The following is a 17729-nucleotide window of genomic DNA, read 5'->3' on the forward strand; positions in this document are numbered from 1 at the left end:
TTGGATTCAGTGGTTTTTGCAGACATTGAAGTTAGCGCTGGAAGCTGCTTTTGCGAAAACAGAAGGAGTATTGCGCAAGTCCAGGTTTTGGGATGCGCATCGCACGGTTTCCATCAACGAGCGTCAGCGTAAGGTTCTCAACATGCTTTTTGATGGTTTTGAAGGCAAGTTGAATTCCTCCAAATGGTATAAGATAAATCATTGTTCTCAGGACACGGCCAATCGTGATATCAAGGATTTGATAGCCAAGGGCATATTGAGACCCACAGGAGAGGGTGGCAGAAGCACCAATTATGAGTTGGTTTTTCCTTGATAAAGCGTTATGTTCGGAACCTCTATTTCGGAAACATCAACAATATTCAAACAATTAAAAAAGTTTAAATAAGCAAACAAACAAGCTGATATTCAGCTTGTTTTGTTAATGTTGGGTTCGAAACCGCCATTTCGGAAACAGCGGTTTCGAAAATAGCATTTTATTCCACGATTATGGATATTAATTTAAAGGATGTTTCTTTTTGGGTTCAAGAATATCTCTTTCGGGGGTTAAGTATGCCTCTTTCGGGGTTCGAGAAGGTATCTTTCGGGGTTCGAGAAGGTATCTTCTTGACTGTTGCGACTAGGCTCAGCAGACCTGCTGAGCCTAGTCGGCAGGTCTGCAGACTGCAGTCAGCACGTCTGCTGAGCCTAGTCGCAACACCTTTAAAGCGTACAACTACAACCTGAATTGTCGTACGAGTATACACCTCTTAGTCGTACGACCATATACCCTTTAGTCGTATGAGTGTATACCTTTTGGTTGTACGACTGTATACCACTTAGTTGTACGACTATCTTTGTGTGAAATAAATAGACATTCTGTAGCCCTCTGTGCGGTTTCTTGATGAACGCTTGGTGAGGCAAAAGCGTTACGTTACGGTTGTGACAGTTTTTCTCGCACCCCTCTTTCTTTCGTTATATAGAAGGAACTTATATATATTATATATATAAGTTATTATATACTACTTACAGATTGAAACTTGCAAAAAACGGGGTACCCCCTTCGGAAAAAAACTGTCACAACTGTAACTGTAACGTTTTTGAGCTAAATGAGAGCAAAAACGCACTAAGCTTTTCTAGATATCATCTCATAGAGTTCCTGGTATTATCTCATAGAGTTCCTGATATCAACTCATAGTTTTCTCACCCAAAGATCTATGAGTTTTTATTTTTAACTGAATCCGCCACAAATGTTAATTCCGTTTAACAGAACTGTGCAGGGTGTTTTTTGGTGGTATCAGAGAAAAGTAGTACCTTTGCACCGTCATTCAGAGAAATCGTCCCCCTCTGATTTTTTAGAAAGCCAAGAGTTACTTACCATTCCTTCATTGCTCGCTACTCACTAAACACTACACACTAATCACTAAAAAAATGGACAGGGAACATTAAGTATCGTAAAGTAAAGTGCACTCCACGAAATGGTAGGAACGCAGGTAAGTAACTTTTGTATGACTACAGCCATTGGTACACTGCTCGGAGTAATGAGCTGCATGTGAGTTAAGGAAAAGTAATGAAAGCAAGCAAAAGAGTTAGGTTAGGTCTAGCAATGCTGCGTTTCGCAGCGTCGCTAGACCTGACTTTTTTTTGTTTTTTCGCTGCTATCATTATTCTCAAGACACAGCTAATCGTGACAAGTACAATCAAGCATTTGATGCATAGGACTAAAAAGAGTATATAGCTGTAAACCAGAGTGTTAATACACATGATGCAGCGAAATGCTGCGTATGGGTAGAGACAGCCAACTGGTAGATACAGTAAATTAGCCAGACCTACCTATTCTAGCGACCCTGTGAAACGCAGGGTCGCTAGACTTAAAGTATTGACAACCAGTAATATATACTTTTAATCGCTTAGGGTTTACTCGTACTAAAAGCGTTACATTACAGTTGTGACAGTTTTTATTTTGGCCTCCTATTACTATATGTTAGCATTCCTAATAGCTGTGTATAGCCAATATTTTGAAAAAAAATATGAGAAAAGTACCGTAAGTGGAATCTTTTTTGTACTTTTGCATTTGAAATAAAAAATAAGGCTTATGAAATCAAGGTTCTTAACCAATTATACAGAGACAACCTTCTTGTCAACCATTCAGATGAACTTGCGTCGTTGCAAGGCATTTAACTTCTCGGTCAGCTTTATCAAGAAAGCCAGTCTGGTACTCTTGTCTAAAGATATCAAGGCAGCTGTAGAACGTGGAGCCAAAGGAAGAATCTTTCAATGTGTGCGAAAAATCAAATGTCGAGATTTATTGTGTCGGTTTCGATTTGATGAGGAGGGCACTAAGTATAAATACTGCATAATTGAATTTAAAGTGTCTTGTAGTTGAATTGTTGTATTGTTTAAGTTAAGTATAATCTCTTTTTTTATATGAAAATAATTATAAATTGTAAATTGATTAATCGAGGTTGGGATAATCTGCGTACATTTATTTTTGATAATAAATTGTTGGTATGTTGTATTGGTGCTTATTTGTGCTTTGATAAGACATTGGAATCATTATTTGCTGCATATTTGTTACCAATAATGAAGGGCTTTACTGTTAGTATGATGTCGACAGTTGTGTTGGTAATACTATTGGTCTGTATTATTGCTGATTTTTTTAGGAAGTATCAAAAAAGAATACTCGTAAGTAATCAAACTGTAGGCTTCTGGTTGTTTATGCTATTTCTTTGGGGAAAGTATCGTCTTGGTGCAGATTCAGCTTATATATCATATATTCCTTTTCTTTGTTATGTCGATTTTATTCCAGTTCTCACAGGAAAATATCTCATCTTGCGGTTATTTCGTAGTGTCTCAATGAAAGGCGAAATCTCTTCTGATGGATTTTTGGCAGATGAGCCAATAACACGTAGTGAGGATGATTTGTTGGGTAGAAAAATATATGCCCATGATGCTGCTGAAAAGTTGTTGGCAACAAATACAGAAAAAAATGCCTTTACATTTGGTGTTGTTGCCCCTTGGGGAAATGGTAAGACCTCTTTTTTGTATATGTTGAAAGAGCATATAGATAATAATTGGGCTGGTGATGTAGTTACCATTTCATTTCATCCATGGAAATATGGAAAGTCATCTAATTTAACATATTTGTTCTTTGAAGAATTAAGTAAATCTTTAGCGCCATATAGTACTTCTTTTTCTTATGATATAATTCGTTATGCTCGTACTGTGTCTAGTATTGAGAATTCTACGACGAAATTTCTTGGAAGTATATTGGGGTGTTTTGCCTCTCAAACAGTTGAAGAACAGTATGAGGATTTGAAGAAGAATATCAGCAATATACAGAGAAAAATAGTTGTCTTTATTGATGATATAGATCGTTTAGGGCCAAATGAAATAGAGGAGTTGTTTAGATTAGTACGAAATACATCAAACTTGCCTTTTATGTATTTTGTTATGGCTTATGATAAAAAGTATGTTGTGGATAGTCTTAATAGTGTCTTTCCATCCCATAGCCTAAGTTATTCTCAAAAGATACTACAAGAAGAGTTTTTCCTTCCTATTATCAAAAATAATGAGTTGAAAGTTGTTCTGCGGGAAAAATTATCTGTTTTTTTGAATACAGAAGAAATGGAACAGGTAGACAAACTGCTTAACAGAGAATTGTTTAATTCAATTAATGTGTTTAATTATCTAGGAAATATAAGGGACATAAAACGCCTTGCAAATGCTTTACTTTTACATCTTAAAAAACTTCATGGTGAAATCGATATCTGTGATTATGTTATAATGGAAATTTTAAGACAGCAGTATCCTTTTGTCCTAGAACTTATTGTTGATAGAAAGGATGATATTTTGTTGTGTAATAATAGTGGAAAATATGTTTATTTTAATGGAAAAAATGGTCCTGAAGAAAAGGATGATATTCTTTCTAAAATGTATCCCTTTAAGGGTTTTAATATCTTAGAATACATAGAGAAAAATAGTGAAGCACTATCTGTGCCTAAAGCTAAGATTGATAGTTTGAAGAAGTTACTGGATGCTCTTTGGGGTGAATATAGAACACAAAGTAGTAAGGGAATTAATGTACCTGAATATACCCAAAGGTATTTGCATACTTCTATATTGGATTCTGACGTTTCTGATGTGCAATTTGAAAAAATGATGAAATTACCTTTTGAAGTAATGAAACCGACATTGCAGGAATGGATGGTTAATAAGTCATACTCTTTGGTGAAAAAAGTTGAAGAGATAGATGCCCAAAATAAAGCAGATGCTTATAAGCAACTTCATATGTTGTTTTATCTGGGCTCTATAGGGAATAAGTATAAACCCGAATCTCGGGTGATGGTAGAACGAATTAAAAAGTTGAAGGACCTGAATGCAGAACCACATAACTACCTTACAGAAGATAAAGATGAATTCTTAAAATGCTTAGATGAAAATGGTATCAATAGTTTTATGCTAGATTTTTTGTGTGAATTGTTTTGCAATGGTTCATTTGTGGATGATTTTATTCTATCTGAAGATGAGGTTATTGCGATTCAACAAAAGATCTTTTTGCAATATTTAAAAGAAAAACATCCAATGATTGATGTATTATATTGCTGGCGAGATACTTCACATGAAGTTTGGATTTCTCATAGTGATGGGTATAGACATAAAGAAATAAAACATTCTGATATATCACGCAAAGCGATGAAGGATTATGCGATAAATCACATAGAAGAATTCGCAGAGAATACCATTTCGTTTTTGCGACCAAATACTGATCGACAATATTATATAAGTAATGTCGTTTCTCATATATGGCAAGGTTGGGATGAATACTATAAATTTGTAAATGGTTTAAATATTCAATCAGCTAAGCTTAATGAATATAAAAAGTTTCTCGAAGAGTTTAAGAAAGCAGATTTTAAGAATTCTGTCTATTTTGATTTTAAAGAGATGCATTTTGACTCATAAACTTTTATGAGTAATGTACTTTAGTAGCGATAGCGATGTATTGGTGCCAAGCGTAGCAGTAATCGGTACCATACCCAGCTATCGCTGCCAGCTCTATTTGATAACATATATTCCATCCTGTTCTATTTCTCGAAGAAGGTATGGGTTGATGTGCTTATGCTTTCTTACTAAATCTACGGGACTTTCAAGTAGGTTTTCTAGATAACGCTTTAGTCTAACAACAAGGAATGCCTTAGGTTCCATTTCTACACATATATCCACGTCACTATCTTCTTTCTGCTCGTTTCTTGAAACCGAACCGAAAAGGCACAGCGACTTAACTCCGAAGTTCTTTTTTAGCTCTTCGGAATGAGATGAAATCTGCGTTATATAATGTTCTCTTGACTCCATAATTTGCATTTTATTTGTTTCTACCGCAAAGATATAATTAAATCTTGAATCTTGCAAAGATTAATGAAAATAATGCTATGTTATTTTGTATTTTGCTATGTCTTGTTGTTAATTTGGGTTAAATGTAGGAAAAGCGTGATATGAAACCTAACTATAGTTAGGTATTTTCGGTTATTATAGGGAAAACCCTGTTTGGGTTTTCATTGGAAAAAGGGTAATTTTGCTTATTAAAATTAAAATAATAAATGACTTTGATAAAATGGCAATAGATAAAAGTGTACATACAATACTTTACCAAAAGGTGATAGCTCGGTTACGAACCAAGCGAGAAGAGCGAGGTCTTACCCAGAAACAGTTGGCTGGGATGCTCGGTCTTCCGCAATCTTATGTGAGCAAGATTGAAACTTGTGAGCGCAGGATGGATTTTATAGAGCTCCGCACCATTTGTAACTTGTTGGGAATGTCTGTTGTCGATTTCATGCAGGAAGTTGAGACTGAGATTATACCTCAAGTTGAGAAAATCGAAGCAAGAAAAATGGAACATGATAAGAAAACTAACAAAATAGCCGAATAATATGGAACAATTCGATAATAACGAAATCTTTGATGATTTCAAACCAGCTGAAGAGCAAGCTGCTTTTGTCAATGAGACAATCGGTAACGTGATAGAACGAGAGTTGTCGGAAGTGGAGTTGTTCAAGGAAGAATTTGATGATCAGCTCTTGATGTCTGATAATCCTAAAGACAATTTGACTCAAATTATCGTAGGGTATATTCAAGGATGTGGAGATGTGAATCAGGTAAATATCTGCTCTTACAAATCAAAAAATGGAGTAGCACTTGATGGATGGGGCTTTAATGGTGATGAAGACCTTACAACGATAGATCTCTTCTTGACCATATATGAGGATCCAAACAATGGTTCTAATATTTCGGCTAATGATTTAGATCGCCAATTCAACTGGCTGCAGCGCTTTTACGATCAGTCGGTAAGTGGTGCAATGTTGGGCAAATTTATGGATGATACTAAGAGTGACCTCTATCAGGTAGCTGATCTTATTCATAGTACAAACAAGATAGACCGAATCAGATTGTTTATCCTTACCAATGCAATAGCACCTGTCAGTTATGAAAAAGATAACATAGAGATTGCGGATGGTACATCCTGCGAGTTCTATGTCTGGGATGCCAAGCGCATTATGCAGCAAGATAATATCATATCTGGTAGAAAGCCTATCGTTGTTGATTTCGAAGGTGATTACAATTGCACATTGCCATGTGTCAAGATGCCAGACGTGTCTGACCATGTTATGTGTTATCTCTGTATTATTCCAGGTATGGTGCTTTCGCAAGTTTACCATAAATACCACCAGCAGATACTGGAGATGAATGTTCGTACATTCCTTCAATTTAAGGGAGCTTCAAACAAAGGCATCCGTGATACATTGATAGGGCATACGGCAACAGCTGTTGAACGCAAAAAAGGTATGGAGGATACCTTGCCTGAACCTGATATGTTCTTTGCCTATAACAATGGTATCTCTGCCACGGCTTCTGATGTAAAACTGAATGAAGAAGGCTCTGCTATAACCAAGATTAAATCTTGGCAGATAGTTAATGGTGGTCAGACTACAGCGGCTATCAGTGCTGTTATGGGCATGAAAGACGTTGATTATTCACAATTGGCTTCTGTCTATGTGGCTATGAAAATCTCTGTTGTCAAGGATAAGGATAATCTGTCTGCGATAGTTCCGAAGATCTCGAGATTTGCCAATACGCAATCCGCTGTCAAGAAGTCTGACTTTAACATCAATGAAGGATTCCTCGTAGAATTAGAGCAGCAATCTCGTGAAACATGGGTTCTGAATATCAGTGGTAAACCTGTGAGCAAATGGTTCTTTGAACGAACTCGTGGGCAGTACTTGGATAAGGCAAAACGTCAAAACTCCAGCAAGGCAGAAAAAGAGTTCTATGCAGAATATCCAAAGAATCAGATGTTTGACAAAACTACGCTCTCTAAATTTGTGATGAGCTGGGAGCAGGATCCTGCCAGTGTTTGTAAGGGTGGCGAGAATAACTATACTAAGTTCTTTGACAAGATGAAACGTAATGGTGCTCATTTCGATAAGACTCGTTACCAGCGTACAATAGCAAAGGCTATCCTCTTCAAGGGCATAGATGCTTTGTATGGTAAAGATGGATTGGCATTGCCTGGATATAAGTCGAACATGGTAGCTTATACGATGTCTTTGCTGTCGCTGAATTCAGGTAGAGCATTGAATCTTGATGCTATTTGGAATGAGCAGTGTGTAATCAGTCCTTCGGTTTACAACGAGTTGACATTGGATATTTATAATGTTTATGCCAAACTCCTTTGTGGTGCAGAGCATATTACATACAAGATTAAGGAATCATATACGGATGGTAATGGCAGACGTAAAAATCGTTATGTACCAAAGGAAATTCCACAAGAGGATATTGAACGCTTAAAGGCAACAATGCTCTACAAGGTTCTGCTTTATGTAAAAGATATAGAACCATTTGTTTATAAGCATTTGATAGATGTAGATGAGGGTAAGAATATCAATGAGTGGACAAAGGCTACTCTTTGCTGGGATGCTCTCAAAACAAAGCTTTCACAAGAAGGCGATAAATACAATATACCAGCAGAACTCTTGGGCGGTGTAGGTGATGTTGATGAAGAGATAACCGAAGGCCAGAAGAAAAAGATGGATGAGGCTAAGGAAGTGGAGACGGATAAATGGTTTGCCTTGAATAAATGGTCAAAAGATAATCCTGGTGAACTGACTCCAAAGGAGCAGGCATTCATAGGTCAGGTGGCTTTCTCTTCAAAACGGGGACGTGCATTGACATACAAGCAATCTAAATGGGCTCTCGACATTTACGAGAAAGCCGTGGATGCTGGTTGGAACGAAAAATAAAGAATTAAAATGATAACAGATAAAGACATATATCTTGACGAGGAAGTGGAGAAGGTGGAACCCTTCGAACGCCCTGCCATCCGATTCTCTCATATTGAGTCGGATGATGTGGGCTTGCGTCCTTACCAGGCGGAAATGAAACACAATGTTTATGGCCTTTGGGATAAGATAGACAATGTGATGCTTCAGATGCCTACTGGTACAGGCAAGACAATTGTCTTTACTTCTGTTGTTAAGGATATCTTGAGATGGTGCAACCTTCATAGTCATGAATCTAAGATATTGATTGTAGCCCATCGTAGGGAATTGATAAGGCAAGCAAGCAAGAAGCTGGGGGATATCCCTCATGGAGTGATCGTAAGCGGAGAGAAACTGGATTTGGACCAGTCTATACAGGTAGCTTCTATCCAAACCTTCATGAGTCGTAGGCATTATGAGATGATGCGCCGTGAGCAATTTGACTTTATCATCATAGATGAGGCTCATCATTGCATGGCGCCAGGATACCAGAAGCTTTGGGAGATGTTCCCCAATAGTAAAAAACTGGGTGTTACGGCTACTCCGTGGCGTATGAGCCACTGTGGTTTTACGGCTTTGTTTGGTGATATTGTATTGGCAAAGAGTATCGAATGGTTTGTTAATCAGGGCTATCTGGCCAATTATGATTACATCAGTATCAAGCCAACCTCGGAAGTTCAGCATGCCATTAATGGAATCGACCGAATGGGGGCTGATGGCGATTATCTGGATTCTGAGTTGAGTGCTGTGATAGACAAGGATAAGATACGTGCCGGTTTATATAAAAGCTACGAGAAATATGCCAAAGGAAAAAAGGGTATTATCTATGCCATCGACCGCAAGCATGCCAATCATATCTGTGAGTTATATGCTACAAAGGGCGTTAGTGTCTGTATGATAGATGGTACAACTCCAACCGCTGAGCGTGAGCAAAAGATAGCAGACTTTGCCAATGGAAGTATAGAGGTTATCGTGAATGTCAATATCTTCTCAGAAGGTTTTGACTGTCCGGATATAGAGTTTATACAGTTGGCTCGACCAACCAAGTCGCTTTCGCTTTATCTCCAGCAGGTGGGTAGAGGTCTTCGAATATCGGAAGGCAAGGAGACTACGGTTATATTGGACAACGTAGGACTTTATAATCGTTTCGGTACTCCGATGGCAAACCGTCATTGGCGGTATCATTTCCTTGGTACTGATAATGAGGAAGGCTATAATGATGGTTCAGGTATCAAACGTGACTTGATTCTTGATTCTGATTCGGAGTATGAGCCTGATTATTCTGAGGATGATGAAGAAATGGTTGTTGTAGAACATGCAGAAGGTAATGCTCAGATAAGGCCTGATGCTGCTAATCAGGCAGCAAGTCTTTCGGAGTACAATGTATTTAGAAAGAATGGTTTGTATGGTGTTTGCAATCATAACAACAGGGTGATAGTTCCACCCATCTATGAAGAGATGCGCCCTTACCATAAAGGATATATTCCGTTTAAGCAAAATGGAAAATGGGGTATCTTGCTTGCAAATGGAACGGTTAAGGTTAAGCCGAAGTACTATAATATCGGACCGTTTATCAATGATAGAGCTGTGGTGCAGAATACTGCAGACAGTGAGGAATATTATATTAATGGAAAATTAGAAAGGATTACTGAGTAATGTCTAAGAAAATATACAAGATAGTCGATTTGTTTGCCGGATGTGGTGGCTTGAGCTGTGGCTTGGAACAAGCAGGCTTTACTCCATGGTTCGTGAATGAAATTGTCGAAACGTTTTGTAATACATACAAAAAAAATCATAATCTGGATGAAGATCATTATTTTGTCGGTGACATTAATGATTTAAATGAAAATCTGGATGACTATAAAGAATATCTGGAAGATATAACGCTGGTATGTGGTGGACCTCCTTGCCAAGGATTTTCTATGGCAAATCGCCAGAGAATTCTGGATGATCCACGTAATCAGTTGTATAAAGCTTATCTTTATTTCTTAAGTCAAGTACGTCCAAAGTTCTTTATAATGGAGAACGTTAAAGGGATGTCTAAAAAAATAGGAGAGATAAAGGATGATTTTGCTAAATATCTAGGTGAGGAGTATCAGTTTGATTATAGACTCTTGAAAGCTCAAGATTTTGGCGTACCTCAAAACAGGGAACGCTTCATAATGATAGGCAATCGTGTTGGAGTAAATCCTAATGATATTTTTGAAGAAATTTTCAAACAGGGACGTTCTCCGTTCGTTTTGAAGGATGCTCTTGAGGGGTTGCCTCATCTTGAGTCTAGAAAAAGAATTGGGAAAAATGAAGAGAATGAACGGTCTGGATTTACTGAACGACAGTTTGTGTATCCAGAAACAGAATTCTACCATTTCATCAATGGATATAGACATATTGATAAGTTATATAATCATAAGAATAGGTACAATAACCCTCGAGATATTGAAATTTATCGTCGCTTACCTCAAGGGGCTAATTCTTTGCATGATTCAATAGCTGATATTATGCCATATTCGAGAAGAAACGGCATCTTCAAGGATAAGTATTATAAATTGGATGAAACTCAGATATGTAAGACTATAACATCTCATATGAAGTTTGATTGTAATATGTATATCCATCCCTGGGAGGCACGAGGGCTAAGTCCACGTGAAGCTGCCAGGATTCAGACCTTTCCAGATGACTATGTGCTGACTGGAGCCCAGAATTTGTGGTATGCTCAAGTAGGAAATGCTGTTCCTGTAAAGCTAGCTAAGGCTATAGGTATGGGTATTATGAAATTTATAGAGGCATGAGACATTTAGAATTATTTGCTGGTATTGGAGGATTTCGTCGAGCCATAGATTTGGTTGGACAGGATTATCATGTACCTGTAACATGTATTGGATTCTCTGAAATCGAATCTAAAGCCGTCTTAACCTATAAGACCAATTATAATACAAACGGTGAAATAGAATTGGGAGATATAGTTGAATTTACTTCTGATGAGCATAATGTTGTTGGACTGCCAGATTTTGAATTGTTAACTGGTGGTTTTCCTTGTCAGACTTTTAGTGTGATGGGGGCGATGGCTGGTTTCAAGGAAGATAGAGGTCAGATGTTCTTCCGGATAATGGATATAGTAAAGCTCAAACATCCTAAGTATATTTTGTTGGAGAATGTGAAAAATTTAATGACTCATGATAGTGGTAAAACAATTCGTAGAATATTGCAAGAATTGTCAGCGGAAGGATATATTGTTCATCATGATGTTTTCAATTCTGTAAATTATGGACTTCCACAAGTGAGAAATAGAACACTAATTTTTGCACGAAGTTCAAAATACGGAGAGTTTGAGTTTACAAATGAGTTGGTGTCTCAACATTTCAATTCGTTAGAACGGAATGATTGTTCTCTCAGTTTCTATAACAATACAATAGATGTGTTGGCGAAGAACGTTTCAGAGAAGTACTATTTGTCAGAGAGGATAAAACCAACCATTCTTAGTGATGGTAGCGGTAAGTTTAAATCGAATTCTGAAATTGATAAGCTTGTAGCAAGAACCCTTACGGCTTCTATGCATAAAATGCATCGTGCATGTCAAGATAATTATTATAGTGATATGTTCATCGACAGTAAAGGAGAAGTTAGACCTTCTACATGGATGTCAAAGGAAGAACTGGCAAAGATATCAATAAGAAGATTAACACCGCAAGAAGCTTTTATGCTACAAGGTTTTCCTGCTTCATTTGCCTCTGATGCTAGCAAGGCAGGTGTGGCTGATGGTGCTTTATATAAGCAAGCTGGTAATGCGGTTAGTGTTAATACTATCTATGCAGTTTTATCTTTTTTGATTGATAATAACATAATGAAAATGTAATTATGGGAATGGTAAAGAAAATTCGGCGTCAAGACAGTGGGTGGAAGCAAACCGCTGGATGTTCTGGGGAGACGAGTATTAATTTGAGTAGTGAAATATTCGACTATCTTTCCTATGGCATGGTAGATTCTGGTGAAGAATGTGGAATAACTTTTCGCATTTATAAGAAGGACTATGTTGATGCTTTAAGTTTTATTGAGTCTCAGCTTCCTCTGTATAGAAGTACATCTAGAGAAAGTATAAAAATAAAAGTAGGGAATCCTATCTTTGAGAAACTCTTATGTGCCATAGATAGTTTCTTTGGCAATAATGATTTTAAGGAGTATACTGTTACTTTGTATCGAAGAAAGGATGGAAGAATTTATTTAAAAAACTTGAAGCAAAAAGGGTTCACGATTCGTGATTTCCTGGTCGAATTTTCTTCTGCATTAGATTTCGAAATGGGAGATGATTGCTTTGAATTGAGATTGATACCGTTTTACATTTAACAATAAGAGATATGATAACATTATATAAAGAATATTCTATCGGCGTAAAGAAACTCTCTGATGCAGAGTTGAATAGAGAGAACTCTCCTAGTGGTCAAACTCACATAGGACTTTCTGAGAAGGTTTTAACCTATCTGCCAAATACTCCGGTGCAGCAGGATGGTATTCTTGTTGTAAATCAGTCATGTTCGTTTGTGGAGTGTGCGTTTAGTAAGATTGGTAATAAGAGAAGTACTAAGGTTGATTCTCAAACAAATACACCTGTAAAGTCAGTAGTAAAGCAAATTAGAAATATTGCATCTAATGATAAAGTTGACTGGTATCTTGTGTGGTTTGCATTGGAAAATCAAACCCCTGTATTTTGGCTTTTAAACAATAAATCTGAGGATTATTCGGGTTTGGAGGATATTTTTGGAAATAGTCAATCTTTATCTGTATATACAGCATCAAAGGAAGAATATTTTAGATTGCTAACTAAAATTCGTTCTTTCAAAAAATTGCTTGCTATAATAGATTCAACGTATGATACTTCACACGAGAATAGACTTATTGCAATATCTAAAGAACATAGAACTTTTGTACATTTATGTTTGGATTATTTTCGTATGATGGGTGAGTTGGACAAAATGCTCCCCTATTTTAATACAAAAGAATCTAATGTGCCAGTCTCTATTAAAAAAGATGATGCATATAAGTTGCAGAATATGTTTATGTTTGCCGACATAACGGAAATAAATACTCGTAATTCGACAAATAATGGAAGAAGATGGTACACAGATCCATTCTATGTAGATGGGAGGGAATTGTATCTTTATGTGGATTGGTTTCCGGGAAAAGATTCTAAAGGAAAAGATACCCAGTTAATGGTTCCTGATTTTGTCAAGTTTGTATCTGATTGCTTTGGCAAAAAGTATGTGTATCGTAATGCTCAAGGAACTCATGAAATGTGGGAGATTAATAATCCAGAAAGTTTTGAGATCATACAAAATGTAAATGGTGAAGAAACTTCTGACTACGTTAAGTTCAAGCATCTCCTAGAGTATTTCTGTGCCCATCTTCAATATGTTGTTACTGGTGATGAGACAGTTAAAGGCTACGAGGAGTATTTGAAGCCATTTGTAGAGAATGATTCTTTTAGAAAGTCAGGGCAAGGTTACAATGGGGGTAATATTCAAAAGCAGATAGAGCCATGGGAGCAATATTCTGCTGGTAGAATTTGTATCGCTGTACATGGACAGGGACCTAAAGGAAATGCCGCTTATCTACATTGGGATAGTACTGGGCATAATGTGCTTGCCAACTGGAATGGTGATACTATCATTTCTTTGAAACTAGTAGAATATCTTGAACCTTCTAAAGAAAGAATTACTAAAGATGTTGTGTCTTTGGATGACCTTGGCTTATATGACGGACAGGAACCAAATGAGAATCTCCGCAAGTTCTATGATGCATTTGTTGAATTGTTGAAAAATGATTCAACTATGCCATTGGAAGAACCCGAGGACGGTCCCCTGGAATTTGGTGATTTCACCCCTCGTCAAATCATCTTCTATGGTGCTCCTGGTACAGGTAAATCGCATACCATCAAGAAGGAAGAGGATGAAGGTAAGATTACTTGCATCCGTACCACCTTCCACCCTGATAGCGACTATGCTACTTTTGTGGGATGCTACAAGCCACATAAGATAAAAGGTACCAACGATTTGACTTATGAGTTTGTGGAGCAGGCTTTCCTGGAGGCTTACAAGCAAGCCTGGATGAATCCAAAGGAGGAAATCGCCCTGGTTATCGAGGAGATTAATCGTGGTAACTGTGCCCAGGTGTTTGGTGATATCTTCCAGCTCTTGGATAGAAGTGGAGACGGATGGAGTACTTATCCTATCAAGGCTGATACGGATATTGCAGAACATCTGAAAGAACTTCGTATCCCTGGGTATGCTGCGACTATGAACAAGAGATTTGGCTTGGATAAGGAGGGTAACGATAGATACCCTGATAGGGATTGGTTTGGCTTCATGGCTCTGCCCACTAACATGAGTATTCTTGCTACCATGAACACCAGCGACCAGAGTCTTTTCCCAATCGATTCTGCCTTTAAGCGTCGCTGGGACTGGAAGTACATCAAGATTAAGCCTGGTAAGGATAAGGACGGCAAGAAGTTAGATTGGAACATCCAGATAGAGGGTGTGAATGGTGAACCTGTAAAGATTATAAAAGAGGAAACAAAGCTCCCTTGGTGGGATTTTATCCAGAAGGTGAATGAAATCATCGCTTCCATGACCTCCAGTGCCGATAAGCAGTTGGGGTATTTCTTCTGCAAGCCATCTAAGAAGGCTAACGAGACAGACGAGAAACCTACCATCATTACGGCTGATACGCTGGTGGGTAAGGTGATATTCTATCTCTGGAACGATGTATTTAAAGATTATGGCTTCGAAGATGCTTCGCTCTTTACCTATCAGGAGGAGAAGGATGGCAAGAAAATGGATAAAGACCTTGCCTTCGCTGATTTCTATGATGAGGAAGGAGAGCAGGTCAATACAGTGAGACTGGTTGACTTCCTGAAGAAAATAATGAAATGGCAAAATAATAATACGGAGAACGAATAATGTATATTCTATTTGAGGAACATCAGTATGAAAGCTCTACTGTAGAGAAAATCCTGAAGGACATCTATGTGCTGCAGGATGTGGATAAGAAGGTGAGCGTGCAGTATGTGGGTTATTTCTATAATCCACAGCTCAGAGATTGTGTCTTTATTCTGCCAAAGGTGCTCTTGAGAGATGATCCTCAAAAGAAACAGGAAGTGCTGGCTGGGGTGACTTTGGAAAATGGAGAAACTGTAAGCCCAGAGCAGGTAATGACTCCTGAAAAGCAGAAAAAACTGAGCCGTGAATATCGTAAGTTTATCTACGAATTCTCTGTTTGGGTATATCGTGCGCTGAGTGTATTCTACAAGGCAAACCCCAACAGCAAGGCCATCCTGTATAAGCACATTACCCGAACAGGAAAAGGTAAGCGACAGCATACGAATACTTATCTCGACATCGTTCTTTCGCTGATCAGGTTTAATCAGGAGAATCGTAACTTCGTGCTTTTCACCGTCAAGAACCTGCATCGGGGTAATAATAAGATTAACTGGACGAAGACCATCAGTCATTCTTCTGCCTTTATGCAGGAGAATGGAGCGCCTGTATATCTGAAACTTGTCAATAAGAAACGTATCGTGAACTATGAGGAGGAACTGTTTGTTATCTACTATAGTATTCTGAACTATCTGAACGAAGAGTATGGATTTCAGACACCTATCAATATTCAGTATGAATTGATTACCGGTAAGCAATTCAAGGAATATCTGAAGGGTATGGGTAAGATGAGGCTCATGCAGATAAAATATAAGTATTTCTCGGACAAGGCGCTGCAACTTTGGGATATGTGCTATGCCTTCTTCGAGAACTCTTACCGTATAGCAATCAATGCGCATGCCCAGGAATATATTCTTGCCAAGAATTTCAATATCATTTTCGAAGCAATGATAGATGATTTGATAGGTACGCCGCATACCGATATTCCAAAGGGACTTGCCGACCAGAAAGATGGAAAGCGGGTGGATCATCTTTATACGGATTTGGCTTTGACATCTAATGACGCACAGGCTAGCCGTGAGGTGTATTACATCGGTGACAGCAAGTACTATAAGAATGGGCATCCATTGACATCGGAATCTATCTATAAGCAATATACTTATGCTAGAAACGTGATACAGTGGAACATCAACCTGTTCCTCTCGGATGATACTGCCTTTGATGATGAAGATAGGAAAAACAGGACGAAAGACAAGGAGAAATACAAAGATATCCATCTGCAGGATGCTGAAGCTACCGAGGGTTATGATGTGATACCTAACTTCTTTATCAGTGGTTTTGTGTATGATGACCACCGATATAATGCAGGCGAGAAGAATATCCGCAAGCATTGTAATGGTAAGGGTGAGCATTGCACCACGGTATCGTATCAGTTCCCTGACAGACTCTTTGACCGTGATACGCTCTTCCTGTCACAATATGATGTTAACTTTCTGTATGTGCTTTTCCTTTATGCTCGAAACAAGGCCAACGAAAAGACGCAGTGGAAGAGAAAGGTGAGAGACATCTTCCGTAACGAGATTAGGGAGGTGATTCAGAAAAATTATCGCATCTATGCCATGAGAGCAAAGCTTGGTGTAGATGGTGAGCTGTATATGCAGAAGCATTTCTATGAGTTGAATGGTAGGGTGTTTAAGCCTTATGGTGATGACAGGGAAGTGTATTTTGCGTATGCTCGTCCTTTGAATAAATGGAAAGAGACAGAGGGGCAGTTTTATGAGTTGAAGGAAGACTTCATCATTGATGAGTGTAATATGGGTAAGGACCCAGAAAAAGTGTTGAGGCCGGCACTGGAGCATGAGCTTGGATTGCCATTGGCTTCACCACCATGGCTTACTGTGCATTATCTGGAGCGTGATTTGAACCGTGGTATCCTGGTGGGTTATTACAAGTCGGAAGAACACCTGCGGTGGATTCTTGGCAATAATGACAAGGGAAGTCTGGTTTATAATGTGCGTTTGAAACTTAAGGAAGATGAGGCTCGTGATGGTGCTCATACTGCATATTTCTATGAAAAGAAGAATGTGCATTTTGTGATACTCTATACTGATGGAGTAGAAGAAACCGGTGAATATAGGGTGTTTCATGTAAAGGATACTGCGAGCAAGGTGACTGAGGAGAGAATGCGCAAGACTTGGTATCCGATGGAGGCTGCCGAAGGGATGGATAGTGAGACGAAACGTAATTACTTCTTCTATCGTTTTGACGAGGAGGTGAATATCGGAAAGATTGATATCAGAAGGCTGTTTCTTGATTTAAAGGCTGCGCATCTGAAGGAGTTTGATAGTTATGTTCCTGGTGAACCGATGTTTACGACGGCAGAAAAGCTGATGGGATATAGAAAAAAATAGTTTGTTTTTAGAGCTGTGCCATCATGCTTTTGCCCTTACAGGGCGCAAGGCAGACTGCGCTTATACCCAGGGTGTTACCCTGGGCTAGGAGCTTCTGCCCTTTC

Annotated in this window: 11 protein-coding genes; 10 read left to right on the forward strand and 1 reads right to left on the reverse strand. The window is 38.3% G+C overall.

Annotation, left to right across the window (positions count from 1 at the left end; all coding sequences use genetic code 11):
• The first annotated feature begins 25 nt into the window (after positions 1-25).
• Together V8Z93_RS07480 and V8Z93_RS07485 are read left to right on the forward strand one after the other, a co-directional pair.
• Positions 26-313, forward strand: a complete 288-nt coding sequence (locus tag V8Z93_RS07480) for a hypothetical protein (RefSeq protein ID WP_203040306.1) — start codon at positions 26-28, stop codon at positions 311-313.
• Positions 314-2403: 2090 nt separating this feature from the next.
• The gene (locus V8Z93_RS07485) at positions 2404-4938 is read left to right on the forward strand and encodes a KAP family P-loop NTPase fold protein (protein ID WP_439431144.1); all 2535 of its coding nucleotides are present in this window, start codon (positions 2404-2406) and stop codon (positions 4936-4938) included.
• Positions 4939-5031: 93 nt separating this feature from the next.
• Here V8Z93_RS07485 and V8Z93_RS07490 read toward each other — a convergent pair whose 3' ends face one another.
• Complete coding sequence (locus V8Z93_RS07490; protein WP_439431145.1) at positions 5032-5328, reverse strand: nucleotidyltransferase family protein; 297 nt, start codon at positions 5326-5328, stop codon at positions 5032-5034.
• 259 nt (positions 5329-5587) lie between these two features.
• Between V8Z93_RS07490 and V8Z93_RS07495 the strand changes: the two genes are divergently transcribed.
• The 8 genes from V8Z93_RS07495 (at position 5588) to V8Z93_RS07530 (ending at position 17625) form a co-directional block, all read left to right on the forward strand.
• The gene (locus V8Z93_RS07495; RefSeq protein WP_439431146.1) at positions 5588-5902 is read left to right on the forward strand and encodes a helix-turn-helix domain-containing protein; all 315 of its coding nucleotides are present in this window, start codon (positions 5588-5590) and stop codon (positions 5900-5902) included.
• 1 nt (position 5903) lies between these two features.
• A complete protein-coding gene (locus V8Z93_RS07500) occupies positions 5904-8270 on the forward strand; it encodes an AIPR family protein (protein ID WP_439431147.1) in 2367 nt (788 codons plus the stop codon).
• A gap of 9 nt (positions 8271-8279) precedes the next feature.
• A complete protein-coding gene (locus V8Z93_RS07505; RefSeq protein ID WP_439431148.1) occupies positions 8280-9944 on the forward strand; it encodes a DEAD/DEAH box helicase family protein in 1665 nt (554 codons plus the stop codon).
• Positions 9944-11077 (forward strand): DNA cytosine methyltransferase, encoded by a 1134-nt coding sequence (locus tag V8Z93_RS07510; protein ID WP_439431149.1) that lies wholly within the window; start codon positions 9944-9946, stop codon positions 11075-11077. Before V8Z93_RS07505 ends, V8Z93_RS07510 begins: the two co-directional genes overlap by 1 nt.
• Entirely contained in the window at positions 11074-12141 is a 1068-nt protein-coding gene (locus tag V8Z93_RS07515; RefSeq protein ID WP_439431150.1) for a DNA cytosine methyltransferase, read from the forward strand. Before V8Z93_RS07510 ends, V8Z93_RS07515 begins: the two co-directional genes overlap by 4 nt.
• 8 nt (positions 12142-12149) lie before the next feature.
• On the forward strand, positions 12150-12629 hold the full coding sequence (locus tag V8Z93_RS07520; RefSeq protein WP_439431151.1) for a hypothetical protein: 480 nt from the start codon (positions 12150-12152) through the stop codon (positions 12627-12629).
• Between the two features lie 944 nt (positions 12630-13573).
• On the forward strand, positions 13574-15238 hold the full coding sequence (locus V8Z93_RS07525; protein WP_439431152.1) for an AAA family ATPase: 1665 nt from the start codon (positions 13574-13576) through the stop codon (positions 15236-15238).
• Entirely contained in the window at positions 15238-17625 is a 2388-nt protein-coding gene (locus V8Z93_RS07530; RefSeq protein WP_439431153.1) for a restriction endonuclease, read from the forward strand. The genes V8Z93_RS07525 and V8Z93_RS07530 overlap by 1 nt, the downstream gene beginning before the upstream one ends.
• The last annotated feature ends 104 nt before the right edge of the window (positions 17626-17729 follow it).

This window comes from Segatella copri, assembly GCF_051861805.1.
In the GTDB taxonomy this organism is placed as follows: domain Bacteria; phylum Bacteroidota; class Bacteroidia; order Bacteroidales; family Bacteroidaceae; genus Prevotella; species Prevotella copri_M.